The organism is Micromonospora sp. DT41, assembly GCF_049841715.1.
Classification (GTDB): Bacteria; Actinomycetota; Actinomycetes; order Mycobacteriales; family Micromonosporaceae; genus Micromonospora; species Micromonospora profundi.
The window spans coordinates 183,759-206,415 of the sequence record NZ_JBNCKU010000003.1; the positions used below are offsets into that span (position 1 = coordinate 183,759).

Annotated in this window: 20 protein-coding genes, 1 tRNA gene and 2 pseudogenes; 16 read left to right on the plus strand and 7 right to left on the minus strand. The window is 70.6% G+C overall.

The features are described from left to right. Nucleotides 1-82 precede the first annotated feature (82 nt). From ACLQ23_RS07215 to ACLQ23_RS07225, 3 genes and pseudogenes are all read left to right on the plus strand, one after another. A pseudogene (locus ACLQ23_RS07215) lies at nt 83-808 on the plus strand (AfsR/SARP family transcriptional regulator); the annotation flags it as partial. Nucleotides 809-928: 120 nt separating this feature from the next. Beyond that, complete coding sequence (locus ACLQ23_RS07220; RefSeq protein WP_355590380.1) at nt 929-3,907, plus strand: AfsR/SARP family transcriptional regulator; 2,979 nt, start codon at nt 929-931, stop codon at nt 3,905-3,907. A 44-nt stretch (nt 3,908-3,951) separates the two neighbouring features. Further along, nucleotides 3,952-5,361 (plus strand): class II fumarate hydratase, encoded by a 1,410-nt coding sequence (locus ACLQ23_RS07225; RefSeq protein WP_355589942.1) that lies wholly within the window; start codon nt 3,952-3,954, stop codon nt 5,359-5,361. Here ACLQ23_RS07225 and ACLQ23_RS07230 read toward each other — a convergent pair. Further along, complete coding sequence (locus tag ACLQ23_RS07230) at nt 5,306-5,653, minus strand: hypothetical protein (RefSeq protein ID WP_355589939.1); 348 nt, start codon at nt 5,651-5,653, stop codon at nt 5,306-5,308. The two genes, ACLQ23_RS07225 and ACLQ23_RS07230, sit on opposite strands and share 56 nt — an antisense overlap. Before the next feature lie 343 nt (nt 5,654-5,996). On the opposite strand from ACLQ23_RS07230, the gene ACLQ23_RS07235 reads away from it, so the two are divergent. The 3 genes from ACLQ23_RS07235 (at nt 5,997) to ACLQ23_RS07245 (ending at nt 7,693) form a co-directional block, all read left to right on the plus strand. Further along, nucleotides 5,997-6,809, plus strand: coding sequence for a helix-turn-helix domain-containing protein (locus ACLQ23_RS07235; protein WP_355589936.1), 813 nt, complete (start codon nt 5,997-5,999; stop codon nt 6,807-6,809). Continuing rightward, nucleotides 6,800-6,982 (plus strand): DUF397 domain-containing protein, encoded by a 183-nt coding sequence (locus ACLQ23_RS07240; RefSeq protein ID WP_355589933.1) that lies wholly within the window; start codon nt 6,800-6,802, stop codon nt 6,980-6,982. Before ACLQ23_RS07235 ends, ACLQ23_RS07240 begins: the two co-directional genes overlap by 10 nt. Before the next feature lie 114 nt (nt 6,983-7,096). Beyond that, on the plus strand, nt 7,097-7,693 hold the full coding sequence (locus tag ACLQ23_RS07245; RefSeq protein ID WP_355589930.1) for a GNAT family N-acetyltransferase: 597 nt from the start codon (nt 7,097-7,099) through the stop codon (nt 7,691-7,693). Here the strand turns inward: ACLQ23_RS07245 and ACLQ23_RS07250 are convergent. Continuing rightward, nucleotides 7,660-8,205 (minus strand): CGNR zinc finger domain-containing protein, encoded by a 546-nt coding sequence (locus ACLQ23_RS07250; RefSeq protein ID WP_355627826.1) that lies wholly within the window; start codon nt 8,203-8,205, stop codon nt 7,660-7,662. The genes ACLQ23_RS07245 and ACLQ23_RS07250 overlap by 34 nt on opposite strands. An 86-nt stretch (nt 8,206-8,291) precedes the next feature. Between ACLQ23_RS07250 and ACLQ23_RS07255 the strand changes: the two genes are divergently transcribed. The 3 genes and pseudogenes from ACLQ23_RS07255 to ACLQ23_RS07265 all read left to right on the plus strand — a co-directional run bounded on the left by ACLQ23_RS07255 (nt 8,292) and on the right by ACLQ23_RS07265 (nt 11,915). Then, a complete protein-coding gene (locus ACLQ23_RS07255; RefSeq protein WP_355589925.1) occupies nt 8,292-9,254 on the plus strand; it encodes an EamA family transporter in 963 nt (320 codons plus the stop codon). Between the two features lie 57 nt (nt 9,255-9,311). Further along, nucleotides 9,312-9,983 (plus strand): annotated as a pseudogene (locus ACLQ23_RS07260) (HAD family hydrolase); the annotation flags it as partial. A 240-nt stretch (nt 9,984-10,223) separates the two neighbouring features. Next, nucleotides 10,224-11,915 (plus strand): S8 family serine peptidase, encoded by a 1,692-nt coding sequence (locus tag ACLQ23_RS07265; RefSeq protein WP_355589922.1) that lies wholly within the window; start codon nt 10,224-10,226, stop codon nt 11,913-11,915. A 248-nt stretch (nt 11,916-12,163) separates the two neighbouring features. Here the strand turns inward: ACLQ23_RS07265 and ACLQ23_RS07270 are convergent, their stop codons facing one another. Beyond that, on the minus strand, nt 12,164-13,234 hold the full coding sequence (locus ACLQ23_RS07270) for a hypothetical protein (RefSeq protein ID WP_355589919.1): 1,071 nt from the start codon (nt 13,232-13,234) through the stop codon (nt 12,164-12,166). 225 nt (nt 13,235-13,459) lie between these two features. Continuing rightward, nucleotides 13,460-14,188, minus strand: coding sequence for an IclR family transcriptional regulator (locus ACLQ23_RS07275; protein ID WP_355589916.1), 729 nt, complete (start codon nt 14,186-14,188; stop codon nt 13,460-13,462). 62 nt (nt 14,189-14,250) lie between these two features. On the opposite strand from ACLQ23_RS07275, the gene cysS reads away from it, so the two are divergent. After that, nucleotides 14,251-15,666 carry a cysteine--tRNA ligase gene (cysS, locus tag ACLQ23_RS07280; RefSeq protein ID WP_355589913.1) on the plus strand — a complete coding sequence of 472 codons (1,416 nt, stop codon included), beginning with the start codon at nt 14,251-14,253 and terminating at the stop codon, nt 15,664-15,666. Beyond that, nucleotides 15,666-16,829, plus strand: a complete 1,164-nt coding sequence (gene rlmB, locus ACLQ23_RS07285) for a 23S rRNA (guanosine(2251)-2'-O)-methyltransferase RlmB (protein WP_355589910.1) — start codon at nt 15,666-15,668, stop codon at nt 16,827-16,829. The genes cysS and rlmB overlap by 1 nt, the downstream gene beginning before the upstream one ends. A gap of 133 nt (nt 16,830-16,962) precedes the next feature. On the opposite strand, the gene ACLQ23_RS07290 is transcribed toward rlmB, so the two are convergent. Beyond that, on the minus strand, nt 16,963-18,054 hold the full coding sequence (locus ACLQ23_RS07290) for an ABC transporter ATP-binding protein (RefSeq protein ID WP_355589908.1): 1,092 nt from the start codon (nt 18,052-18,054) through the stop codon (nt 16,963-16,965). Between the two features lie 351 nt (nt 18,055-18,405). Here ACLQ23_RS07290 and ACLQ23_RS07295 point away from each other — a divergent pair. After that, nucleotides 18,406-18,482: transfer RNA gene (locus ACLQ23_RS07295), tRNA-Thr, on the plus strand. Nucleotides 18,483-18,488: 6 nt separating this feature from the next. Here the strand turns inward: ACLQ23_RS07295 and ACLQ23_RS07300 are convergent. Beyond that, nucleotides 18,489-19,112 (minus strand): CGNR zinc finger domain-containing protein, encoded by a 624-nt coding sequence (locus tag ACLQ23_RS07300; RefSeq protein ID WP_355627823.1) that lies wholly within the window; start codon nt 19,110-19,112, stop codon nt 18,489-18,491. 91 nt (nt 19,113-19,203) lie between these two features. Between ACLQ23_RS07300 and ACLQ23_RS07305 the strand changes: the two genes are divergently transcribed. The 4 genes from ACLQ23_RS07305 (at nt 19,204) to ACLQ23_RS07320 (ending at nt 22,010) form a co-directional block, all read left to right on the plus strand. Continuing rightward, nucleotides 19,204-20,469, plus strand: coding sequence for an MFS transporter (locus tag ACLQ23_RS07305; protein WP_355627821.1), 1,266 nt, complete (start codon nt 19,204-19,206; stop codon nt 20,467-20,469). Further along, complete coding sequence (locus ACLQ23_RS07310) at nt 20,466-20,864, plus strand: AraC family transcriptional regulator (protein WP_355589899.1); 399 nt, start codon at nt 20,466-20,468, stop codon at nt 20,862-20,864. The genes ACLQ23_RS07305 and ACLQ23_RS07310 overlap by 4 nt, the downstream gene beginning before the upstream one ends. A 35-nt stretch (nt 20,865-20,899) precedes the next feature. Next, a complete protein-coding gene (locus ACLQ23_RS07315; RefSeq protein ID WP_053655034.1) occupies nt 20,900-21,319 on the plus strand; it encodes a VOC family protein in 420 nt (139 codons plus the stop codon). Between the two features lie 61 nt (nt 21,320-21,380). After that, entirely contained in the window at nt 21,381-22,010 is a 630-nt protein-coding gene (locus tag ACLQ23_RS07320; RefSeq protein ID WP_355627818.1) for a histidine phosphatase family protein, read from the plus strand. Here ACLQ23_RS07320 and ACLQ23_RS07325 read toward each other — a convergent pair. Beyond that, complete coding sequence (locus ACLQ23_RS07325; protein ID WP_425880464.1) at nt 21,998-22,555, minus strand: hypothetical protein; 558 nt, start codon at nt 22,553-22,555, stop codon at nt 21,998-22,000. The genes ACLQ23_RS07320 and ACLQ23_RS07325 overlap by 13 nt on opposite strands. Nucleotides 22,556-22,657 lie beyond the last annotated feature (102 nt).

Below are 22,657 nucleotides of genomic sequence, written 5' to 3' on the forward strand. Positions count from 1 at the left end.
GGGTGTTGCCAGAACGCGACGGACTTTCCGTTGTCGCCCCCCGAACGACCTGGTACTGACTAGATCGACCGGCACCACGGCGATGGGAAAACGACCTGTGGACGTGCAATTTCTGGTCCTGGGACCGGTACGGGCCTTTGTGGATGGTCAGGAGTTGGACCTACCGCGGCGGCAGGTCCGGCTGCTGCTCGGTCTCCTGCTGCTCGAACCGGGCCAGCCGATTCCGGTGGACCGGCTGGCCCAACTTCTCACAGCGGACCGACACGTCTCGAACCCGAGGGGAACCGTGCAGACCGCCGCCGCCCGACTGCGCGGCTGCCTGGCCTCAGCCGGGTCCACGGCCCGACTGGTCCGGGAGGGCCAGAGCTACGCCCTGCTCACTGAGCCCGAGTCCATCGACGCCCAGCGCTTCCGGACCCTGGCGGACCGTGCCCGCCGTGAGCAGCTACCCGCCGACCGCGTCCGGTATGGACGGGAAGCCCTGGCGCTGTGGCGCGACGATCCGCTGGCGGACGTCGCCTCGGACGAGCTGCGACGCCGGGTCGGCCGGCCGTTGATCGAGATTCATCGGCAGCTCCTCGAACTGTGTGTGGCGGCGGACCTGGAGATGGGCCGCCACGAACAGGCGGTCATCGAGCTGACCAGGGTGACCGAGGCGCAGCCGCTCAACGAGCAGCTCGTCAAGTTGCTCATGCTCTCCCTCTACCGGTGCGGGCGTCGACAGGACGCGCTTGCGGCATACCGCCAGCATCGGGATTCGATCAACCGGGACCTGGGTCTCGATCCCGCCCCCGAGCTGCGGGACCTCGAGGTGGCGATCATCCGCGAAGACCCCGATCTCGACCTCCGGGCGAACCCGCCAGAGGAAACGGGGACCAGCCTGCCCGCCGCGCAGCCCTGCGACCAGTGTCTGGACGCGGAAGAGCAGATCCGGTTCGGGATCCTGGGCCCCCTGCACGTCGGTGGTGGCGAATCCACAGTCACCGCCGGTCGGGACCGGATCGTGCTCGCCATGCTGCTGCTACGTCCCGGTCGGATGGTGCCGGTGGAGGAGTTGGTCGACGCGGTCTGGGAGGAGCACCCGCCGGCCACTGCCCGAGCCCAGTTGCAGACCTGCGTGTCTCGGCTGCGGGGGCGCCTGGCCGAGCTGGGGATGGCACCGGAGACCATCGTCACCGACCCGGCCGGGTACGGCATCCGACTTGCCCCGGACGAACTCGACTCCGAGGTGTTCGCCAGTGACGTGGAGTCCGCGCGGAGCGCCGCCGCAGCCGGCCGGTTGAGCGAGGCGGCGAAGTGGTTCCGCTCGGCCCTGGCGCTCTGGCGCGGGCCGGCGCTCGCCGGCATCAGCTGCCGCAGCGTCCGCCGACGCGCGCAGACGCTTGACGAACAGCGCCTCACCGCCCTGGAGGAGTGCGTCGACATCGAGCTACGCCTCGGGCGGGCCCTGGAGCTGATCGACGAACTCACCGAGAGCGTCGATCAGCACCCGTCGCGGGAGCGACTGCGCGGCCAACTGATGCTCGCCCTGTCGTCGGCGGGCCGGCAGGCGGAGGCGTTGGCCGTCTACCGGGAGGGACGGCGGTTCTGCGCCGAGGAGTTGGGCATCGAGCCGGGCGCCGAGTTGCAGGCGCTGCACCAGCGCGTACTCGCCGGTGACCTGGCCCTGGCCAGGCAGGCCCCCCGGCTGGTCGGCCCGGTCCGCTCGCTGCCCCGGGCGATCGGCGACTTCACCGGCCGGCAGGAGACTGTGGCCCGCCTCGTGAAGGAGGTACGCGAAGGCGCCCGGATCCAGCTCATCGACGGCATGGCCGGCAGCGGCAAGACCACCCTCGCGGTGCACGTCGCCACCGCCCTCAGCGACGACTATCCCGACGCCCAGCTCTACATCGACCTGCACGGGCACAGCGAACGGACCCCGTTGACGCCGACTGCGGCGGCGGCCACGCTGCTGCGGCAGCTCGGTGTGCCAGCGGACCGGTTGCCGGGAAACCCGGAGGACCGGTTGGCGCTCTGGCGGACCGAGCTGACCGACCGGCGTGCGCTGGTGGTGTTGGACAATGCCGCCACCGCCGACCAGGTGGCGCCGCTGCTGCCCAACAGCTCGCAGTGCCTGACGCTGGTCACCAGCCGTCGTCGGCTCGTCGGGGTGGACGAGGGACGACCGTCGTCGCTTCCGGTGCTCGACCCCGACGAGGCTGTCGAACTGCTCGGGCGGGTGGCCGGCCCGGAGCGGGTCGCGGCAGAACCGGAGGCCGCGAACGAGGTGGTCCGCCGCTGCGGTCACCTGCCCCTGGCCATCCGGCTGGCCGGGGCCCGGTTGGCCCACCGCCCCCGTTGGCGGATCGCCGACCTGGCCGAGCGCCTGACCTCGCGGCCGGATCCGCTTGCCGAGTTCGAGGCGGGCGAACGGTCCGTCGGCCGCGCCTTCGCCCTGTCGTACGCGCAGGTGTCACCCGCCGCGCAGCGCACGTTCCGGCTGCTGGGCCTCTATCCCGGCGTACGGTTCGACGGCCTGGTAGCCGCAGCTCTCACGGAGTTGCCGGTGCCCGATGCGCAGGACCTGCTGGACGAGCTTGTCGACGCGAACCTGGTGGACGAGGTGGGGTCCGGCCGGTACCGACTGCACGACCTGGTGCGGGAGTACGCCCGCACGTTGGTCGCCGCACCGGAACGTGCGACCGAGCGGCGGGACGGCATCGAACGTCTGCTCGACCATCACCTCCAGGTCGGCGCGATGATCGCCCGGAAGAGGGAAATCTCCGCCACTTGGACCCTGATGTCACTGCCCGAGCCGGTCCGTGCGGACCTGGTCGCGTCGGCCGCCGAGCAGGGGCGAGCCTGGTTCGACGAGAACCTGGCCGAGTTGACCGGCCTGGTCCGGCTGGCGTACGCCGAGGGTTACCGCAGCCACTGTTGGCAGCTTGCCCGGGCCTGCTGGCACGCCCAGTACGACGGCGGCCACCTGGAGGAGTTGATCGAGACGCACACCTTCGGTCTGAGCGCCGCCGAGGAACTGGGCGACGACACGGGCACGCGAATCATGTTGAACTACCTCGCGTCGGGCTATTTCCGGATGGGCCACCTGTCGGAGTCGATCCGCCTCATGGAGCAGGCGGTCGGCGTGTACCGCAGACTCGGGTTGCGTCGCGAGGTGTGCAACGCCCTGGGCAATCTGGGCGCCGTGTACGGCCTGAACGGTGACTACCGCCGTAGCCGTGAGTGCTATGACGAATCGTTGGCGCTGGCGCGACGCCTACAGGCGATGGGGGAGCTCACCAGCGGGCTCAACAACCTGTCGGTCACCCTGCTGTACCACGGCCGGCTGGACGAGGCGCTGATCGTCTGCCGTCGGCACCTGTTCCTGACCCGGGTGACCGGCGACCTGCGCCACTTCGGCAGGGCCCTGGGGCACCTGGGCATGATCCGGCACCGGATGGGGGACGTGGAGCCGGCGCGTCGGTTACTGCGGCACGCGCTGCGCCTCAGGCGGCAGGAGGGTGCCCGGGTCGGCGAGGGTGAGGTGCTCAACGAGATCGCGATGATGGAACGCGAGGCCGGCCGGCCGGAGCGCGCCGCCGACCTGCACCGCAAGGCCCTGGTCGCGATGACCGAGGCGGGGGACCGGATCGAGCAGTGCACCTCGCGCAACCTGCTGGCCAGGGCGATCCTGGCGCAGGGCGACGCGACAAGCGCGCTCGACCTGTATCGGCGGGTGCTCGCGGACGCCACCGTGCTGGGCGCCCGCTACGTGCAGGCCCAGGCGCTCGTGGGTATCGCCCGCTGCGTGCGCGCCACCGACCCGGCGGCGGCCCGTACCCACCTGCTGCGGGCGCTTGCCCTGTTTGAACAGATCGAGTTGCCGGACCGGCACGAGGTGGAACGGCTGTTGGCCGAGCTGGGTTGAGGGCCGCGCCACTTTCCCTGCACACCGGCGGGTGGCGCGGCAGGATGGTATGCGTGACGACTCCAGAGGCGACCGGCTACCGAATCGAACGCGACTCGATGGGCGAGGTGGAGGTGCCCGCCGAGGCTCTGTGGCGGGCGCAGACCCAGCGCGCGGTGCAGAACTTCCCGATCTCCGGCCGAGGCATCGAGCCGGCGCAGATCAAGGCGCTCGCCCAGATCAAGGGTGCGGCGGCCGAGGTCAACGGCGAGCTTGGTGTGATCGACGCGAACGTGGCCTCCGCGATCTCCGCCGCCGCCGCGCACGTGGCCGACGGCGGCTACGACGACCAGTTCCCGATCGACGTGTTCCAGACCGGCTCCGGAACGTCGTCCAACATGAACGCCAACGAGGTGATCGCCACTCTGGCCAGCCGGGAGCTGGGCTCGCCGGTGCACCCGAACGACCACGTCAACGCATCCCAGTCCAGCAACGACGTGTTCCCGTCCTCGATCCACCTGGCCGCCACCCAGTTCATCGTGGAAGATCTGCTGCCGTCGCTGACCCACCTCGCCGAGACGCTTGAGGGCAAGGCGGCCGAGTTCGAGACTGTGGTCAAGGCGGGCCGTACCCACCTGATGGACGCCACGCCGGTCACCCTCGGGCAGGAGTTCGGCGGGTACGCGGCACAGGTCCGCTACGGCGTGCAGCGGCTGGAGGCGGCGCTGCCCCGGCTTGCCGAGCTTCCGTTGGGCGGCACCGCCGTGGGCACCGGGATCAACACCCCGCTGGGTTTCGCCGCCGCAGTCATCGAGAGGCTGCGCGCGTCGACAGGGCTGCCGCTGAGCGAGGCGCGCAACCACTTCGAGGCGCAGGGCGCCCGGGACGCGCTGGTCGAGACCTCGGGGCAGTTGCGCACCGTCGCCGTGGGCCTCTACAAGATCGCCAACGACATCCGTTGGATGGGCTCCGGCCCCCGCGCCGGCCTGCGGGAGCTGCGCATCCCCGACCTCCAGCCCGGCTCGTCGATCATGCCGGGCAAGGTCAACCCGGTGGTCGCCGAGGCCATGCGGCAGGTCTGCGCCCAGGTCATCGGCAACGACGCGACGGTCGGCTTCGCCGGCTCGCAGGGCGACTTCGAGCTGAACGTGATGCTCCCCGTGATGGGCCGCAACCTGCTGGAGTCGATCCGGCTGCTGGCCGCCGCGAGCCGGCTGTTCGCCGACCGTCTGGTGGCCGGCCTGGTCGCGGACGCCGAGGTCTGCCTGGCGTACGCCGAGGGGTCGCCGTCGATCGTCACCCCGCTCAACCGCCACCTGGGGTACGACGAGGCCGCGTCGATCGCCAAGGAGGCGCTGGCCAAGCAGACCTCCATCCGCGAGGTGGTGATCTCCCGAGGTCACGTCGACTCCGGCAAGCTCACTGAGACCCAGCTGGACGAGGCCCTCGACCTGCTCCGGATGACCCACCCCTGACCTGCGGGTCGCCGCGCGGTGCCGCCCAGGCGAGAAAGCGGGCGTAGAGCGCGGCGGGGTCCGGGCCGTCGTACGGGTTGAGCCGGTACAGATCGGCGGCCGCGTCGTACAGGACCGTGCACAGGTAGACGCTCAACGCGATCCGGTCGTGCGCGTACTCCTGCCGCAGTGTGAGCCGCGCGACCGGGCACGGCCAGGGTGCGGCGCAGACCCGGCAGAGCCAGAGTGGACGCAGCGGCAGGTGCTGCCGGCGCGGCGTAGCCGAGCGGTCGTCCGGTGCGCTCCGGGTCATGGTGCGGCCTCCCTTGGAGCCGAACGCCACCGTCAAGATCGCGCTCGATCCTGGATGTAGTGGTCTCCGCCCGCCAGGAGCCCACTACATCCACGATCGAGCACGCTCTTCCGGGGCCGGTCGGCGTGGTCTGGGGTGGGACCGCCCGACCGGGGAGCGGGCGGTCCCCTGCGGCGCCTACAGGCCCGGGGGACGGGGAGCGGTGCCGCACCTCACAGTCTGGTGATCGGGCGACTACGGTCGGAAGGGTTTGGTCGCGTCGTCGTAGTAGCCCTGTTTCGGGTGGTACCCGCCGCTGGCGGCCGACTGGAGTTGATCGTCGGCGGGGTGGAGGGCGGCAGGCATGGCCGATGGGCAGATGACGGCGGCGGCGTTCCTGATCGCGGAGCTTCGTCGGGCGCGAGCCCGGCGCGGTTGGAGTCAGGAGGAGCTGGCCAAGGCGGTCAACTACTCGGCGTCGATGGTCAGCGCCGTCGAGTTGGGCCAGCAACCGCCCACCGGCAAATACCTGGAACTCGTTGACCGTGCCCTGGACACCGGCGGCCTCTTCGGCCGCATGTCCACCGAGCTGGTCAGCCTGGACCGGGCCCAGCCGTGGCTGCGCGGCTGGCAGGCGATCCTTGAGCAGGCGCGCACGGTCCGGTGGTACGAGCCCCGCTACGTGCCCGGTCTCTTTCAGATGGAGGACTACGCGCGGGCGGTCTTCGAGGCGGGTGGCCTGCTCGACTCCGATGAGGTTGACCGGCGAGTGACCGACCGGATGAACCGTCAAGAAGTGCTGCACAGCGAGCGATCCCCACACATCGTGGCAGTGCTGGACGAGGCGGTGCTGCGCCGACGGGTGGGCGGGCGCAAGGTGATGCGCGAACAGACGCTGCATCTGGCGAGCATCGCCACCGGACACCCTCGGGTCAGGCTGCACGTGGTGCCGCGATCCGCAGAGGAGTATCCGGGGCTCGGTGGGCAATTTGCGCTCGCTGCCCTGCCAGACGGCACCGTACTGGCCTATCTGGACAGTCAGGTTCGGGGTCAGGAGCTGGATCGGCCTGCGGATCTCGCGCGGTTGCAACGGGTCTGGGAGGCTACCTTGGGGGAAGCCCTGCCCCCGCAGGCTTCCGTCGAGTTGATGAACGAGGTGGCCGAGTCATGGAGCTGATCGGCGCTGACTGGCGCAAGAGCAGCCGCAGCAACCAGGACGCCAACTGTGTCGAGGTGGCTACGAATCTGGGGGACGTGGTCGGGGTGCGTGACAGCAAGGACCCGGACGGACCCGTGCTCGCCGTCGACGCGTACTCCTGGCGGCTCTTCGTGGCGGCGATCCCGCGCTGACGCGACCGCCTGCCGCGCGGCGGTGGTCGGGTTTCCCCGCGCGGATCGCGCGGGTGGGCGGCGGCCCGGGTAATCGGCTCGACCTGCGTCGCGTCGCGGCGGGATGATCCGGTAATGGATGGCGATGGCCTGGAGGGTCCTGCGGGGACCGAGCGGTTGCGGTTCCGGCGGTTCACCGCGGCGGATGTGGATGCGCTTGTCGAGTTGGACAGCGATCCCGAGGTGATGCGGTTCCTTACCGGTGGCGTCGCCACACCGCTGGCCACGGTCCGGGACGAGCAGTTGCCGAGGCTGTTGGGCCAGTACGACAGGTACCCCGGGCTGGGCCGCTGGGCGGCGCTCGATCGGGCGAACGGCGAGTTCGTGGGGTGGTTCGCGCTCGACCCGTCGGCCGATGGTGACGAGGCGGAGTTGGGCTACCGGCTGCGTCGCGCGACGTGGGGGCGTGGCCTGGCCACCGAGGGTTCCCGGGCGCTGGTGCGGCACGCCTTCGACGTGGTCGGGGTGCGTCGGGTGTGGGCCGAGACGATGGCGGTGAACGACCGGTCCCGGCGGGTGCTGGCGAAGGCAGGGCTGCGCCACGTGCGCACCTTCCACGTGCAGTGGGACGACCCGATTCCGGGGACCGAGCACGGCGAGGTGGAGTACGAGTTGCGGGCGCAGGATTGGGCGGCGGCTCAGGGGCGGCCGGCGGCCCGACGGGCACGGTAGGCGGTCACCGCCGCCCGGTTGCCGCAGCCGGAGTCGCAGAACCGCCGCGACCGGTTGCGGGACAGGTCGACGACCACGTTGTCGCAGTCCGGGTATTCACAGATCCGCAGCCGGCTCAGCTCGCCCATCCGGACCAGGTCGGCGATCGCCATCGCCGCCTCCACTGCCATCCGGGACGCGAGCGGTGCGTCGCGGGGCACGGCGTGCAGATGGTACGGCTGGTCGTCGTGCTGGATGAGCTGCGGCAACGCGCGGTGTTCCAGCAGCAGGCTGTTGACCACGGCGACGACCTCGGGTGGCTCGGCGTACCAGATGCGGCGCAGGCGAGGGCGCAGGTCCCGGACGGCCAGCAACTCGGCGTCGTCGCACTCGTGCCGACCTGTGTAGGAGTGCCGTTCGAAGTAGTTGTTGAGAGCGGCGACGTCGGGCAGAAGTTCGCCCTCCCGCCCGTCGGTGTTGACGAGTGCTGCGGCAGAGATCAGCGAGTGTTCCGTGTCATGAGCGAATAGCAACTTGACTCCTGTCACAGGTGCCACTTAGCGTCATCAGCGCAAGGGTAGTTTGCTCATGACATCTTTGCCGTCCCGAGGAGAGCGAAATGCACCAACGACCCGCCGCGGGCGCCATGCTGGCGGTGCTCTCCGCGGTCACCTTCGCCACCTCGGGCACCTTCGCACGTTCGCTCATCGACGCCGGCTGGTCGGCCGAGGCCGCGGTGATCTGCCGGGTCGGCATCGCCGCCCTCGTGCTCGCGATCCCCGCCCTGCTGTCGCTGCGAGGCAAATGGCACGTGCTGCGCAGCAACCTCACAGCGGTCGGGATGTTCGGTCTGCTCGGGGTCGCCGTGGCCCAGGTGTGCTTCTTCAACGCCGTGCGCTACCTGCCAGTCGGCGTCGCGCTCCTGCTGGAGTACCTCGGCATCATCCTCGTCGTCGCGTGGATGTGGCTGCGGCACGGGCAGCGCCCCCGCCAGCTCACACTGATCGGCTCGGCGGCAGCCCTGTGCGGCCTGGCATTCGTGCTGGACGTCACCGGCAGCGGCACCTTCCACCCCGTGGGCGTGCTCTGGGGACTGGGCGCCGCAGTCGGCCTGGCCGGCTACTTCGTACTCGCCGGCCGCGCCGACCCCCGGCTGCCCTCCGTCGCCCTGGCCAGCGGCGGGATGGCCGTCGGCGCCGTCGCGCTGCTGCTTGTCGGGCTTACCGGCCTGCTGCCCCTGCACGCCACGTTCGGCGAGGTCACCTTCGCCGGACAGCGCACCAGTTGGCTGCTGCCCATCGCCGGGCTGTCACTGATCGCCGCCGTCGTCGCGTACCTCACCGGGGTCGCCGCCGCCCGCATCCTCGGCGCCCGGCTGGCGTCCTTCGTCGGGCTGACCGAGGTGCTCTTCGCTGTGCTTATCGCGTGGCTGTTCCTCAACGAACTGCCGACCGCCTGGCAGTTGTTCGGCGGCACGCTGATCATCGCCGGAGTCGCGCTGGTACGCCTCGACGAGCTGCGCGCAACGCCGCCGGCCCTACCCGTACCGCCCAGGCCCGCGCTGGCCGTCGACGGACGGTGAGGCGGTGTGTCGTGCCTGTCGCGCCTGGCCTCCGATTGCGGTGAGACAGTGGGCAGCGTGCTGACAACCGTGGTGTTCGACGCCGACGAAACACTGCTGGACCTGAGACCGGCGGTGACCGGCGGACTGATGGCAGTCCTCGACGACATGCGGCGGCGGACCCCGGCCGCAGCCAGCGTGACACTCGCGGAGTTGGAATCCGACTGGGGTGCGGTCTTCGGCGAGCTCAGCGCCGCCCCGGTGACGGAGATCCGCCGCGCCGCGTTGGCCCGATCGTTGGCCCGCGCCGGGCTTGACGACCACCTGGACGAGATCGCCGACCTCTTCTTCGCCCGCCGGTTCGCCCTCACCCGCCCCTACCCGGACGTACTGCCGGCGCTGGCCATGCTTCGCTCCCGGTACACGCTGGGCTTCGCCACGAACGGCAACAGCCGCGCCGAGCGTTGCGGGCTCGCCGGTGAGTTCACCTTCGAGGTGTACGCCCACGAGAACGGCCTACCCAAGAAACCCGCCCCGGAGTTCTACGCGGCGGTGGTAGCGGCGGCCGGCGTCCCGGCCAGTCAGATCGTGTACGTCGGTGACTCGTGGGTGCACGACGTCGTCGCACCTCGCACCGCCGGCCTCCGCTCGGTGTGGCTGAACCGTACCGGCCGGGCTCGTCCCGATGGATTCCCGCCCACCGCCGAAGTGTCGACGATGGCCGACCTGCCGGCGGTGCTCGCCGACCTGCCCGCGGTGGCGGGTGGCTCGCCTACGGTGCTCGCCGATCTGCCTGCGCTGCCGGTTGAAGCCGCCGGGCTTGCGGCTCTGACGGCCGATCGTCCAGCGATTTCCGTCGATCAGGATGGAGTGGCTGCCGACCTGGCCGGATCCGGCAGAGAATCACCGTCATGACGGACGCTCGTCTGGCGGAATCCCGCTAGGTGTTGTGTGATGACGCCACGTCCCTCAACGAGAGGATCCGATGTGGTGAGCAAGCGCTTCACCGTCGGCGCTGTCGCAACCGCGGCAGTGCTGGCGCTCACGGCAGCGGGACTGGGTGTACCAGCCAGTGCCGCGCCTACCAGCTCCCGAACCTTCACCGTCGTCGCCGAGGACGGTGTCGCGGCCGAGACGGCCGTCGCCGCCATCAAGGCAGCCGGTGGCACCGTGGTGTCCCGGTCCGACGAGGTCGGGATGTTCCAGGTGACCAGCGACCGGGCCGACTTCGCGGCCAAGGCGACCGCCGCCCCCGCGCTCGTTGGCGCCGCCGAGCAGAAGGCGATCGGCCGCAAGCCGAAGCTGGACCGCGTCGAGCAGGAACACCTGAACAGCGCCACCAGGGCCGCCGCCGGTAAGGCGGCCAAGAAGGGCGCCAAGCTGGACCCGCTCGACGACAAGCTCTGGGGCCTCAAGATGATCGGGGCCGACAAGGCCCGCAAGGTCGAGCCGGGTGACCGTCGGGTGACCGTCGGCGTACTGGACACCGGCGTCGACGCCAGCAACCCGGACATCGCGCCGAACTTCAACTGGGCGCTGTCGCGCAACTTCGCACCGGACCTGGTCGACATCGACGGTCCCTGCGAGGTCCCGAGCTGCCTCGACCCGGTCGGCACCGACGACGGCGGGCACGGCACCCACGTGGCGGGCACCATCGGTGCCGCCGCGAACGGCTTCGGCCTCTCCGGTGTCGCGCCGAACGTCTCGCTCGTCGAGCTGAAGGGTGGCCAGGACTCCGGCTACTTCTTCCTGGACCCGGTCGTCAACGCCCTGGTGCACGCAGGCCGGTCCGGCATCGACGTGGTCAACATGTCGTTCTACGTCGACCCGTGGCTCTTCAACTGCACCGCCAACCCGGCCGACTCCCCCGAGAACCAGGCGGCGCAGCGGGCCACCATCAAGGCCATGAAGCGGGCCCTGAACTTCGCCCACAACAACGGCGTCACCCTGGTCGGCGCGCTCGGCAACAGCAACATGGACCTGGGTGCGCCGCGCACCGACACCAGCAGCCCGAACTACGGTGACACCGCCCCGTACCCCCGGCCGATCGACAACAACAGCTGCTGGGACCTGCCCGTCGAAGGCCCGCACGTCATCGGGGTGTCGTCGGTCGGCCCGTCCGGTAAGAAGTCGGACTTCTCCAACTACGGCACCGAGCAGATCTCGGTGGCGGCACCGGGCGGCTGGTTCCGGGACGGCTTCGGCACCGACACGTTCCGCACCGACGCCAACATGATCCTCTCGACGTACCCGAAGCACGTGCTCCAGGAGGAAGGCTCGGTCGACGCCGACGGCAACATCGTCGCCGGTTTCGAAGAGTCGGTCTTCAAGCAGTGCAAGGCCAACGGCGAGTGCGGCTACTACACCTACCTCCAGGGCACCTCGATGGCGTCCCCGCACGCCGCCGGCGTCGCCGCGCTGATCGTCAGCCGGCACGGCAAGCCGGAGCGTCGCGGTGGCTTCGGCATGTCGCCGAACCTGGTCGAGCAGCACCTCTACCGGACGGCTGCGGAGCACGCCTGCCCCGAGCCGCGCCTCCAGCAGTACCGCAACGAGGGCCGGGACGAGACCTACGACGCGTACTGCGCCGGTGGGGTCAACTTCAACGGCTTCTACGGCTACGGGATCGTCGACGCCTACGCGGCGGTGAAGACCCCGCTCAAGCCGAACGCCCGCCCGTAACGCACCACGTCGGGGCCCGGAGACACCTGTCACCGGGCCCCGACCCGCGTCCCGGCGTGTTCCGGCGTGTGTCCGGCGTGGTCCGGCCCGTGGCCCGGGGTTGTCCAGCCCGTGCCGCGGTTGTCCGGGGCGGCCGGGCGCTTGATCGACTCGGCTTCCTGGAAACCGGGGTGTCGAGGCGAGTGGGATAGCCCGATTTCCAGGAACCCGTGATGCTCTTGGCCGGTCGGGGCGGTCGGGGCGGTGGCTCACCGGCGCCAACCGCGGGCGACCAGCGCAGCGCGTACCTCACGGAGCACCGCGGGGAACTCGACGTGCAACCGTCGGCTGGTCACGTGCAGTACCAGCCAGCCCGCCCCGACGAGTAGGTTCAGCCGGCGGCGGTCGCGGTGCAACTGTTCGGCGTCCGCATGCCACTGCCCGTCGTACTCGACAGCTACCTGGTATTCCGGCCAGGCCAGGTCGGGATGCAGGACGATCCCGTTGGGCAGGCGTACCGGATGTTGAACGGCCGGTCGCGGCAACCCGCCCAGCACCAGGCGGACTCGAAGTTGCGATTCCGGCGGGGATTGAGCCCCGCCGTCGGCCAGGCCGAAGATCCAGCGCGCCCGACGCGCACCGAAACGGTCCGCATTGTGGGCTGCCATCTCGGCAAGCGTGTCGCTGTCGGTCAGGCCCTGCCCGAGCATCGTGTCGACGATGGCTACCGCCCGGATCGGATCGAGCCACACTGCCGTCTCCCAGGCGGCCCGCCCCGGGTCGGAGCGGGGGATCGCACCTCGCTGCCCCCGGAACTCCCACCCCGGTGGGGAGTCGGCGACCGACGTGCCCGGCCTGCGGACGGGCTCCACCCTGGCGACGCTCATCCGCCTGTCGCCCGGCCCGGTTGCCCGCGTGTCGCCTGAGCTGACCCGCACCGCGCTGCCAGGTGTGGTTCCGGATCGCTCATCGGCACTGGTTTCGGGGGACGGAACGCCGACGTCGATGTGCACGCGGAGGCCGCGCTGGGCGCCGACCCGCAGCGGTCGGGGCACGAGGACGTGGACGTCGTCGGTGAAGGCGGCGGCGTGTTCGACACCGTGCAGGTAGGCGGCCGAGGGGCCACCAACGACCACCCCGGGAGGTAGCCGGAGAAGAACGGCGCGACAGGCAAGGGCGTGGTCGCGGTCCAGTCGTGCGTCGGCGTACACGTCGTGGCGCACCCGCACCCAGGCGGCGCTGCGCAGCTGATGTTCGGTGAGCAGGCCGTCCCGGACAGCGTCGGAGCCGCGGAAGACCTGCCAAGCCAGGGCATCGGGTCGATGTGGACGTGGTGGCATGACGAGCAGCCTGCCGACCGCCCGACGCCCACGGATACCCCTGTGGATAACCCGCCAGGCCGCCCGGCCGGCCCCTGTGGACGGCCGCCACGGCGTTCGCCGGCCGTGGTATGGCCGTCGGGCTGGAGATCGACTCGCCTTCCTGGAAATCGCGGTATCCGAGCGGCGGCGACAGCCCGATTTCCAGGAAGCCGAGTCGATCAACCGGCGGCGTCAGCGGCGGCGTCAGCGCAGGGCGGTCGAGATGGCGGTGGCGGCGGCGAGCACCTGCGGGCCGACCGTGTCGACGTCCAGCGGGGCGAGCGCGACCACCCCGACGCTCGCCTCAAGGCCTGGTACACCGAGTACCGGTGCTGCCACCCCGAACGCCCCGGACTGCAACTCGCCACTGCTGCTCACCGGCTCACTCGCCCCTGCCCGGCCTGCGAGGATCGCCCGACCCGCAGCGCCCCGGTCCAGTGGATGCCGTGCCCCGGTCCGGTACGCCACGTGGAACGACGTCCAACTCGGCTCGACCACTGCCAGGGCCACTCCGTCTCCGCCCTCGACCACTGTCAGGTGCGCGGTTGCCCCAGCCTGCTCGGCGAGCCGGCGCAGGGCGGGCAGCGCCCCCTCGGCGAGCAGTGGTTGGGCGCGGCGGGCAAGGTGCAGTACGCCGACACCGAGCCGGAGCCTGCCGTCGCTGTCGCGCCGCAGCATCCCGTGACCGATGAGCGGAGCCACCAGCCGGTAGACGGCCGCCCTTCCGATGCCGAGCCGGGTCGCCGCCTCGGTGACTGTCAGTCCGCCCGGCGCGTCGGCGACCAGGTACAGCAGCCGCAGCCCGCGGTCCAGCGTCTGCGCCGTCTCCCCGCCCCGCCCCGCGACCGTGCCGGCACGCCCAGCGACTGCCTCGGCCTGCCCAGGGCTGGTGGAGGTGGCGGATGGCTCACCGGGGTGTGCGGTCGGATCCACGCAGGCAGCGTACGACCCGGCACCGGCGGACCCGGACAGACACGGACGGCTACCCTTGTACGGTGACGCTACGCCTGTATGACACCGCCACCCGATCGGTGCGGGACTTCGTCCCGCGGGAAGCCGGCAAGGTGGGGGTCTACCTGTGTGGTCTCACTCTTCAGGCTCCGCCGCACATCGGCCACCTTCGCTCCGGCGTCAACTATGACGTGCTGCGCCGTTGGCTGCTGTCGGCAGGTTACGAGGTCACGTTCATCCGCAATGTGACCGACATCGACGACAAGATCCTGGTCAAGGCGGGGGAGCAGGGTCGGCCGTTCTGGTCGATCGCGTACGCGAACGAGCTGATCCTCGCCGAGTCGTACCGGGCGTTGAACGTGCTGGCGCCGACCTATGAGCCGCGCGCCACGGGGCACATCCCCGAGATGCACGAGCTGATCATGAAGTTGATCGCCGCCGGGCACGCGTACCCGGCGACCGACGGCTCCGGCGACGTCTACTTCGACGTGGCGTCCTGGCCGACCTACGGATCGTTGTCGGGTCAGTCCCCGGACGCTATGCAGTCGGCAGGTGACGCCCCCGACCGGGGTAAGCGGGACCCGCGTGACTTCGCGCTCTGGAAGGGCGCCAAGCCGGACGAGCCTGCGGATGCCTACTGGCCGTCGCCGTGGGGGCTGGGCCGCCCTGGCTGGCACATCGAGTGCTCGGCGATGTGCTGGCGCTACCTCGGCCCGGAGTTCGACATCCACGGCGGTGGACTGGACCTGACGTTCCCGCACCACGAGAACGAGATCGCCCAGTCCAAGGCTGCCGGGCTGCCGTTCGCCCGTTACTGGGTGCATCACGGGCTGCTCAGCATCGGCGGCGCCAAGATGGGCAAGTCCGCCGGCAACGCGCTGGGCCTGGCGTACGTGGAGTCGCTCGGGGTGCGGCCGGTCGAGCTGCGGTACTACTACGCCGCCGCCCACTACCGCTCGGTGATCGACTACTCGGAGGACTCGCTGCGCGAGGCGGCCACCGCGTACCGGCGGATCGAAGGTTTCGTGCAGCGGGCCGCCGAGCGGGTGGGCGCCGGGCAGCCCGGCGGACTTCCGGCCGGCTTCGTCGCGGCAATGGACGACGACCTCAACACCTCCGCCGCGCTTGCGGTGTTGCAGCAGCACCTCCGGGACGGCAACACCGCGCTGAGCGTCGGCGATGATGTGACCGTCCGCACCACGCTGGCCGAGGTACGGGCGATGCTGGATATCCTCGGCATCGACCCCCTCGACCCGGCGTGGACCGGTGGCGGCAGTTCGAACGATCTGCGCGCCGTGGTGGACTCCCTGATCGCGCTGGCCCTGGAGCAGCGCGCGCAGGCCCGGGGCCGCAAGGACTGGGCCGCCGCCGACGCGGTACGCGACCAGCTCAAGCTGGCCGGCGTGGCGGTCGAGGACACCCCCCAGGGCCCCCGTTGGACTATTGGAGAGCAGGACTGATGGCCGGCAACTCGCAGCGCCGTGGCCGGCGACTGACGCCGAAGGCGGGTGCCCCCAAGGGCTCCGGCGGCAAGAACAAGGACTCCCTGGCCGGGCGGGGCCGCACCCTGCCCGCCGACGAGCGGCCCTGGCACAAGGGTTATTCGGGCACCGAGAAGCTGCCGCAGCGCACCGCCTGGAAGCAGGACAAGGAGCGTCGCGCGGCGGCCGAGGAGGGGCGTGCCCCGAAGATCGGTCAGCCGGGCAGCAAGGACACCACCTGGGGCAAGGGCGGCGGTCGTGGCGTACCGGGCGGTCGGGGCGGTGCCGCCGGCCGAGGTGGCGCGGGCGGTCGCGGTGGTGCTGCCGGTCGTGGTGGCGCTCCCGGTCGGTCTGGCCCCCGGGTCGCGCCGGGCCGCAAGTCCAACCCGGCCAAGGACACGCCGGAGCTGCTGGTCGGGCGCAACCCGGTGCTGGAGGCGCTGCGCGCACAGGTGCCGGCGACGGCTCTGTACACGGCCCAGGGCATCGACATGGACGACCGGATCAACGAGATCATCCGGACGGCCGCCGACCGGGGCATCGCCATCCTGGACATCAGCCGGGCCGAGCTGGACCGGATGACCGGCGGGGTGCTGCACCAGGGCGTCGGATTGCAGGTGCCGCCGTTCGCGTACCAGTCTTTCGAGGACATGGTCGTCGCGGCCCTGGAGCAGCCGGCGCCGCTGCTGGTCGCGCTGGACGGGGTCACCGACCCGCGCAACCTGGGTGCGGTGATCCGTTCGGCCGCCGCGTTCGGCGCGCAGGGTGTCTTCGTACCCGAGCGGCGGGCCGCCGGTATCACGGCGACCGCCTGGCGGACCAGCGCCGGCGCGGCCGCGCGGGTGCCGGTGGCCCAGGTCACCAACCTGACCCGGTCGCTGAAGGCGTGCCGGGACGCCGGCTTCATGGTGGTCGGCCTGGACGCCGACGGCGACACCGACCTGTACGACCTGGAGGCCGCCGTCGGCCCGCTGGTGGTCGTGGTGGGCTCCGAAGGGCGCGGGTTGTCCCGGCTCGTCGGGGAGACCTGCGACCTGACCGTCAGCATCCCGATGATCTCCGAGGTGGAGTCACTAAACGCCAGCGTGGCCGCCGCGGTCACCCTCGCCGAGGTGGCCCGCCGCCGCTCGGTCGAGCTGTAACCACGCGGACGAGGCTCCTCCCGGTCCGCCGGGAGGAGCCTCGTCGCGTGTCCAGGCCCGGTAGGCCCAGGCGTCGGTACGACGAAAGGGGCGGTCCGCCGTAGCGGACCGCCCCCATCGGTACGGCGTTACGTCAGATCCGGCTGCCGGTGGCGGCGTGGAAGACGTGGCTGCGGCCGGTGCGCGGCTTGACGAACACGGTGTCACCCATGTTCGGCATGGTGCGCCGGTCGGTGCGGACGACGAAGCGCTCCGAGTTGCCACCCAGCGCGGCGTGCCCGTAGACGTTGGCGTCCGACCCGAGGTCCTCGACAAGCTCGACCACGACCGGCATGCCGCCCTCGGTCGGGCTGACCAGGTCGCAGTCCTCCGGGCGGAAGCCCACAGTCACCTTGCCGTCGCCGCCCTCGGCGCGGGCAGCGGCGACCTGCTCACGGCTCAGCGGGATGTGCAGCTCGGCGAACTCGGCGCCCTGCTCGTTCAGCGGAACGGTCTTGATGTTCATGGCGGGGGAGCCCATGAAGCCGGCGACGAACACGTTCGCCGGGGTGTCGTACAGCGCCCGGGGGGTGTCCACCTGCTGGAGAACACCGTCGAGCAGAACCGCAACCCGGTGACCCATGGTCATGGCCTCGACCTGGTCGTGCGTCACGTACACAGTGGTGACGCCCAGCTTGGCCTGCAACGACGCGATCTGGGTACGGGTCTGCACGCGCAGCTTGGCGTCGAGGTTCGACAGCGGCTCGTCCATGAGGAAGACCTGCGGCTCGCGGACGATCGCCCGGCCCATCGCGACACGCTGACGCTGACCACCGGAGAGCGCCTTCGGCTTACGGCTGAGGTACTCCTCCAACTGGAGCAGCCCGGCCGCCTCCTTGACCCGCCGGTCGATCTCCGACTTGGAGGTCTTGCGCAGCTTCAGGGCGAACGCCATGTTCTCGTACACCGTCATGTGCGGGTAGAGGGCGTAGTTCTGGAAGACCATCGCGATGTCGCGGGCCTTCGGGGGGAGGTGGGTGACGTCGCGCTGGTCGATGTGGATCGAGCCGGCGTCGACGTCCTCCAGACCGGCGAGCATCCGCAGGCTTGTGGACTTGCCACAACCGGACGGGCCGACGAGGACGAGGAACTCGCCGTCGCCGATTTCGAGGTCCAGCTCGTTGACGGCGGGACGCTCGGTGCCCGGGTAGATCCGGGACGCCTTGGAATAGGTGACCGTAGCCATGGTGAAGCGCTTCCTTTCACCGGCAGGAACGTGCCGGACGATCCGAGTGAAGGAGCGACCGGTACGAAGCCGTACCGGTCAGCGGACGTCGGGTCGCCACGAGGGTGGCTGATCGTCATCCGTGTCACTGCACCGTAAACGTGTTTAACCCCGCTGCCAAGATGGGGGGTCGCCGGAAGTGAGTCAGCGGTCAGGCATTCCGGTCACTCGGGCACGGTAGGACATCAATCGACACGTCCGATCGGCCACCTGGAGACGTACGGGCGTCGGGTTGTTGACGTTTCCCGTGCTCGGGAGCCCTCGCGAGCGGGATATCCGGACGGCAGTCGCTATGCTGACCTCGACGCACGCGCCCCTGTAGCTCAGCTGGCCAGAGCACTCGCCTTGTAAGCGAGATGTCGCCGGTTCGATCCCGGCCGGGGGCTCCAATTCCATCAGGCTTTTTCCGAGCGCCGCCGCCGCGCGGCGACGTAGCGGCGCATCTTCTCGGCAGTGCCGCAGTCGTCCATGCTGCACCAGCGGCGACTGCGGTTCTTGCTCTCATCGTGGAAGAGGAAGCGGCAGCCTCCGCAACCCTTGATCCGGTCCAGCGGCCCTGCGGTGAGCAGTTGGACCGCCGCATGCACCACCGGCCGGAGAGGTCGGGCAAGCGTCTGGTCATCTCGCCAGACCCACGCGAACGTGCTCCCGCCTTCGAGCTGTGCGTGGCTGAGGGCGTCCGCTTCGTCGTCCCGCAGCCGGGCCAGGGCGGCCGTGCTCGGTGCGCCTCCGGCGGCCAGCGATCGGAAGATTTCGTCGAGGTAGTCGCGGGTGTCAAGCGCTCGTGAAAAGGCAGCATGAGCGCCTTCTGGGTCGTTGCGTGACAGCCGGCGTAGCGCTGTCGCCTCAGTTTGGGTAAGGGTGCCCGCGTGCACGCCCCAGGCGACCAGTTCCGGATAGCCCGTGAGCACGTCGTCGTCCGAGGGCCCGACGGGTGGGCCGGTGCGGGTGTTGACGAAGTCCAGGGCGAGGTTGCCGCCCACCAGGTGCATCCGCGTCACGTCCTCGGCTGTTTCCATCAAAACCGACTTTACCAGTTGACCCTCATCGGAGGCATCGCTAGCTTGTTTCTAGTGTAAGGAACTTAGCCGGTAACAGTTGGAGGGGTGGATGGGCCGCTGGCGAGCAGTGGGGGCACTGATCGGCTTGTCCGGCGGGACGTTCCTCTACACCACAGCCGAGGCGCTGCCGATCGGCCTGCTGCTCCCGATGGCCGCGGACCTCGCCGTCACACCGTCGCAAGTGGGCATGCTCGTCACCGCGTACGGCGCGGTGGTGGTTGTCGCCTCGATTCCGTTGACGGCCCTGGCCAGGAGGATTCCTCGCCGACGACTGCTGTCGGCGCTCCTGGCCGGCTTCGTCGTCAGCACCGCGATCACTGTGTTCGCGAGTACGTTCGCGTTGCTGCTGGCGGCCAGGATGGCAACCGCTGCGACGCATGCGTTGTTCTGGGCCGTTGTGGTGCCGGCCGCTGCCGAGTTGTTCCGACCCGGGCTGCGCGGTCGGGTGGTGTCGATCGTGTTCGCCGGCGGCAGCGTCGCCCTGGTCATGGGGGTGCCTGCGGGCACCTGGCTCGGCGAACGCGCGGGCTGGCGGGTGTCGTTCCTGGCGGTGGCCGGGCTCGGCGCGGTCGTGCTCGTCGCGGTGGCGTCACTGCTGCCCTCCGCGCCGCCCGATCAGGGACACGCCGCCCGAGGTGCGACACCCGACGTCCGCCGCTTCTGGCTGCTGGTGGCCGTAGCGATCCTGACGACCGCAGGTGCCATCGCCGCCTACACCTACGTCGCCCTCTTCGTCACCGAGGTCAGCGGGTTCCCCGCCTCGGCGGTCGGGGTCATCCTGTTGGCGCGCGGTGTTGCCAGCGTGGTCGGGATCCTCGCTGTCGGAGCGGTAGTGGACCGCAACCCGTGGCTGGCCCTGGTCGCGACAGTCGCGCTGCAGTCGGTGGCACTGCTCGGGCTGTACGCGATCGGCCACCGCCCGGCGGCTGCGGTGGGCCTGCTCGCTCTGGCCGGACTGGCGTTCGCGGCATTCACAGCTGTGCTCGGTGGCGTCGTCCTCCAGGTGGCGCCAGGGCGCTCCGACCTCGCGGCCGCCACCGTTTCCGCCGCCGTGAACGTCGGCATTACCGGCGGCGCCCTGGTCGCCGGTCTCGCGCTGCCGGGCCACGGCGTGCGCAGCACGGTGCTGCTCGGCGCCCTGCTCGGCGTCGTCGCTCTGATGGTCATCGGTGCTGGCCTCACCGGGCGGGGTCGCCGCCGGCGCATACGCGCAGCAGCGCCGACTGCCGCAGCCCCAGTTCGGCTGACCGAGCTGTCCAGTCCTGGCGGTAGCCTGGGGTCGGGCAACGAGCCGAGCGGGACGGGGGTCCGATGAGTCGCGCGGTGGAGCAGTCGAACCGGGCGATGCTGCGCGCCAGGGACGCGATGGACCGGGCGTACGCCCAGCCGTTGGACATCCCGGCGTTGGCCCGGATCGCGCACGTGTCGGATGCCCACTTCATCCGGACGTTCCGGGCCACGTTCGGCGAGACTCCGCACCGCTACCTGCAACGTCGTCGGGTGGAGCGGGCGATGTCGCTGCTCGTGGAGACCGACCGGGACGTCACCGACATCTGTTACGCGGTCGGCTTCAGCAGCCTGGGCACGTTCAGCCGCACGTTCCGGCAGATCGTCGGGGAGTCACCCACGAGCTTCCGTCAACGGACGACACCGACAAACGTGCCGTCCTGCTTCACCAAGGCGTGGACCAGACCTGTCAGTTTTGGATAAGCAGCAGTTCAGGGGCGACCTCTACCGTCATGGGCATGACGATGAACGCGATCAGCCGCTCCCAGATCTACGTCCTGGACCAGGACGAGGCACTCGACTTCTACGTGAACAAGCTCGGCATGGAGGTCAACACCGACCAGGACCTCGGTTTCATGCGGTGGTTGACCGTCAACCTGCCCGGCGACCCGGAGCGGGAGATCCTGCTGGAGAAGCCGGGCCCGCCGGCACTGGACCCGGCCACCGCGGAGCAGGTCCGTGAGCTTCTCACCAAGGGCGCCCTGGGCGGATACCTCTTCATGACCACCGACGACGCCCGCAAGACACACGAGGATCTGGTGGCGAAGGGTGTCGAGATCACCGACGAGCCGACCGAGCGTCCGTACGGGATCGACTTCGGTATCCGGGACCCGTTCGGCAACCGGATCCGCATCGGCCAGATGTTCCCCCGATCGTAGGGGCGAGCCACAGCGGAGGGCGCGGGCGATCCCGCGCCCTCCGCTGTGTTGAGGTGTGGGCATGCGGACGCGGCTGCTGTACTTGACCCGACACGGCGAGCAGGATCTGACCGGGCCGGGCGAGCCGGACACCGGCCTGTCGGAGCGCGGTCGGCGGCAGGCCGCGTTGCTCGGCGAGCGGCTGCGGGGCCGCCCGTTCGCCGCCGTCCACCACGGGCCGCTGCTCCGGGCCGCGCAGACCGCCGAGCTGGTCGCGCAGTCGCTGCCCGGGGTCCCGGTGTACGCCACGGAGCTGGCCGGTGACCACCTGCCGCACGACACGGATCCGGCTGGCCTGCCGCAGGCGTACGCCGAATTCCTTGCCCGGTTCTCGGCGGCCGAGAGGGCCGACGGGCCGAAGGTGACGGCGGCGGCGGTGCGGCGGTTCGCCGGCCCGGTCAGCGCGGAGGCCGCCGGTGACGAACCGATTCGCGAGCTGGTCGTGACGCACAACTTCCTGATCGCCTGGCTGGTGCGGCACGCCCTCGACGCGCCGGAGCACCGGTGGCTGGGTTTGAACCTGCACAACGCGGGTCTGACCGTGATCCGGTACGGCCCGGCGGGGCCGCCGAGTCTGATCGCTGTCAACGACGTTGCCCACCTGCCTCTGGAGTTGCGGGGCACCGGCCTGCCGGTGGACTACCTGGTCTGAGTGTCGGTGGCGCGCAGCAGCAGTTCGACGAGCGCGCGAGTTGCCGGCGGCGGTGCGGGGTCGGCGGGGCAGTCGACGTACCCGGTCTCGATGGTGCCGACGGTCAGCCGGTAGCTGAAGGCGTCGGCGCAGCTGGTAGTGCTCGTTCCCTGGCGGGCCTCGGTGGTGAGCCGGGGGTCGGCGGCGAGCCCGCGTAGGCGGCCGAGGTCGGCGGGGGCGAGTTGGCCGGTGCGCCGGCTGCCGGCCCGGTCCACCGCAGTCCACCTGCCGTCCGGCTCGACTGTCACCTGGTCGCCGCGGCCGGCGAAGCCGCCGGAGCGGAACAGCAGCACGCGCGCGGTCGAGCTGTCGGTGGCGCCGGAGGCGGTCGGCGTGGGTGCCGAGGTGGCGGGGACAGCGGACGGCGGGGCGGCGGTGGCCGAGGTGCCGTCGGCGGTGGCCGACGGCTGGGCCTGGGGGGTGTCGGCCTGGTCGGTGCTGGTGCAGCCGACCAGGAAGGCGGCCAGGAGCGCGATCGTGGCACCGGCTGTCGAGGCGGGTCTCATGTCCGTCGGACGCGCGATGCCTGCCGTTGGTTCCCTTGTCAAGGCACTCATCCGTTCGGCCAATGTCGATGTCTGGGAACGGTTCAGCCCTTCTCTTTTCGT

Coding starts and splice junctions, on each gene's coding strand:
- ACLQ23_RS07225 (WP_355589942.1), top strand. CDS start 3,952: ATGGTATGCGTGACGACTCCAGAGGCGACCGGCTACCGAATCGAACGC.
- ACLQ23_RS07230 (WP_355589939.1), bottom strand. CDS start 5,653: ATGACCCGGAGCGCACCGGACGACCGCTCGGCTACGCCGCGCCGGCAG.
- ACLQ23_RS07235 (WP_355589936.1), top strand. CDS start 5,997: ATGGCCGATGGGCAGATGACGGCGGCGGCGTTCCTGATCGCGGAGCTT.
- ACLQ23_RS07240 (WP_355589933.1), top strand. CDS start 6,800: ATGGAGCTGATCGGCGCTGACTGGCGCAAGAGCAGCCGCAGCAACCAG.
- ACLQ23_RS07245 (WP_355589930.1), top strand. CDS start 7,097: ATGGATGGCGATGGCCTGGAGGGTCCTGCGGGGACCGAGCGGTTGCGG.
- ACLQ23_RS07255 (WP_355589925.1), top strand. CDS start 8,292: ATGCACCAACGACCCGCCGCGGGCGCCATGCTGGCGGTGCTCTCCGCG.
- ACLQ23_RS07270 (WP_355589919.1), bottom strand. CDS start 13,234: ATGCCACCACGTCCACATCGACCCGATGCCCTGGCTTGGCAGGTCTTC.
- rlmB (WP_355589910.1), top strand. CDS start 15,666: ATGGCCGGCAACTCGCAGCGCCGTGGCCGGCGACTGACGCCGAAGGCG.
- ACLQ23_RS07290 (WP_355589908.1), bottom strand. CDS start 18,054: ATGGCTACGGTCACCTATTCCAAGGCGTCCCGGATCTACCCGGGCACC.
- ACLQ23_RS07300 (WP_355627823.1), bottom strand. CDS start 19,112: ATGGAAACAGCCGAGGACGTGACGCGGATGCACCTGGTGGGCGGCAAC.
- ACLQ23_RS07305 (WP_355627821.1), top strand. CDS start 19,204: ATGGGCCGCTGGCGAGCAGTGGGGGCACTGATCGGCTTGTCCGGCGGG.
- ACLQ23_RS07310 (WP_355589899.1), top strand. CDS start 20,466: ATGAGTCGCGCGGTGGAGCAGTCGAACCGGGCGATGCTGCGCGCCAGG.
- ACLQ23_RS07315 (WP_053655034.1), top strand. CDS start 20,900: ATGACGATGAACGCGATCAGCCGCTCCCAGATCTACGTCCTGGACCAG.
- ACLQ23_RS07320 (WP_355627818.1), top strand. CDS start 21,381: ATGCGGACGCGGCTGCTGTACTTGACCCGACACGGCGAGCAGGATCTG.
- ACLQ23_RS07325 (WP_425880464.1), bottom strand. CDS start 22,555: ATGAGACCCGCCTCGACAGCCGGTGCCACGATCGCGCTCCTGGCCGCC.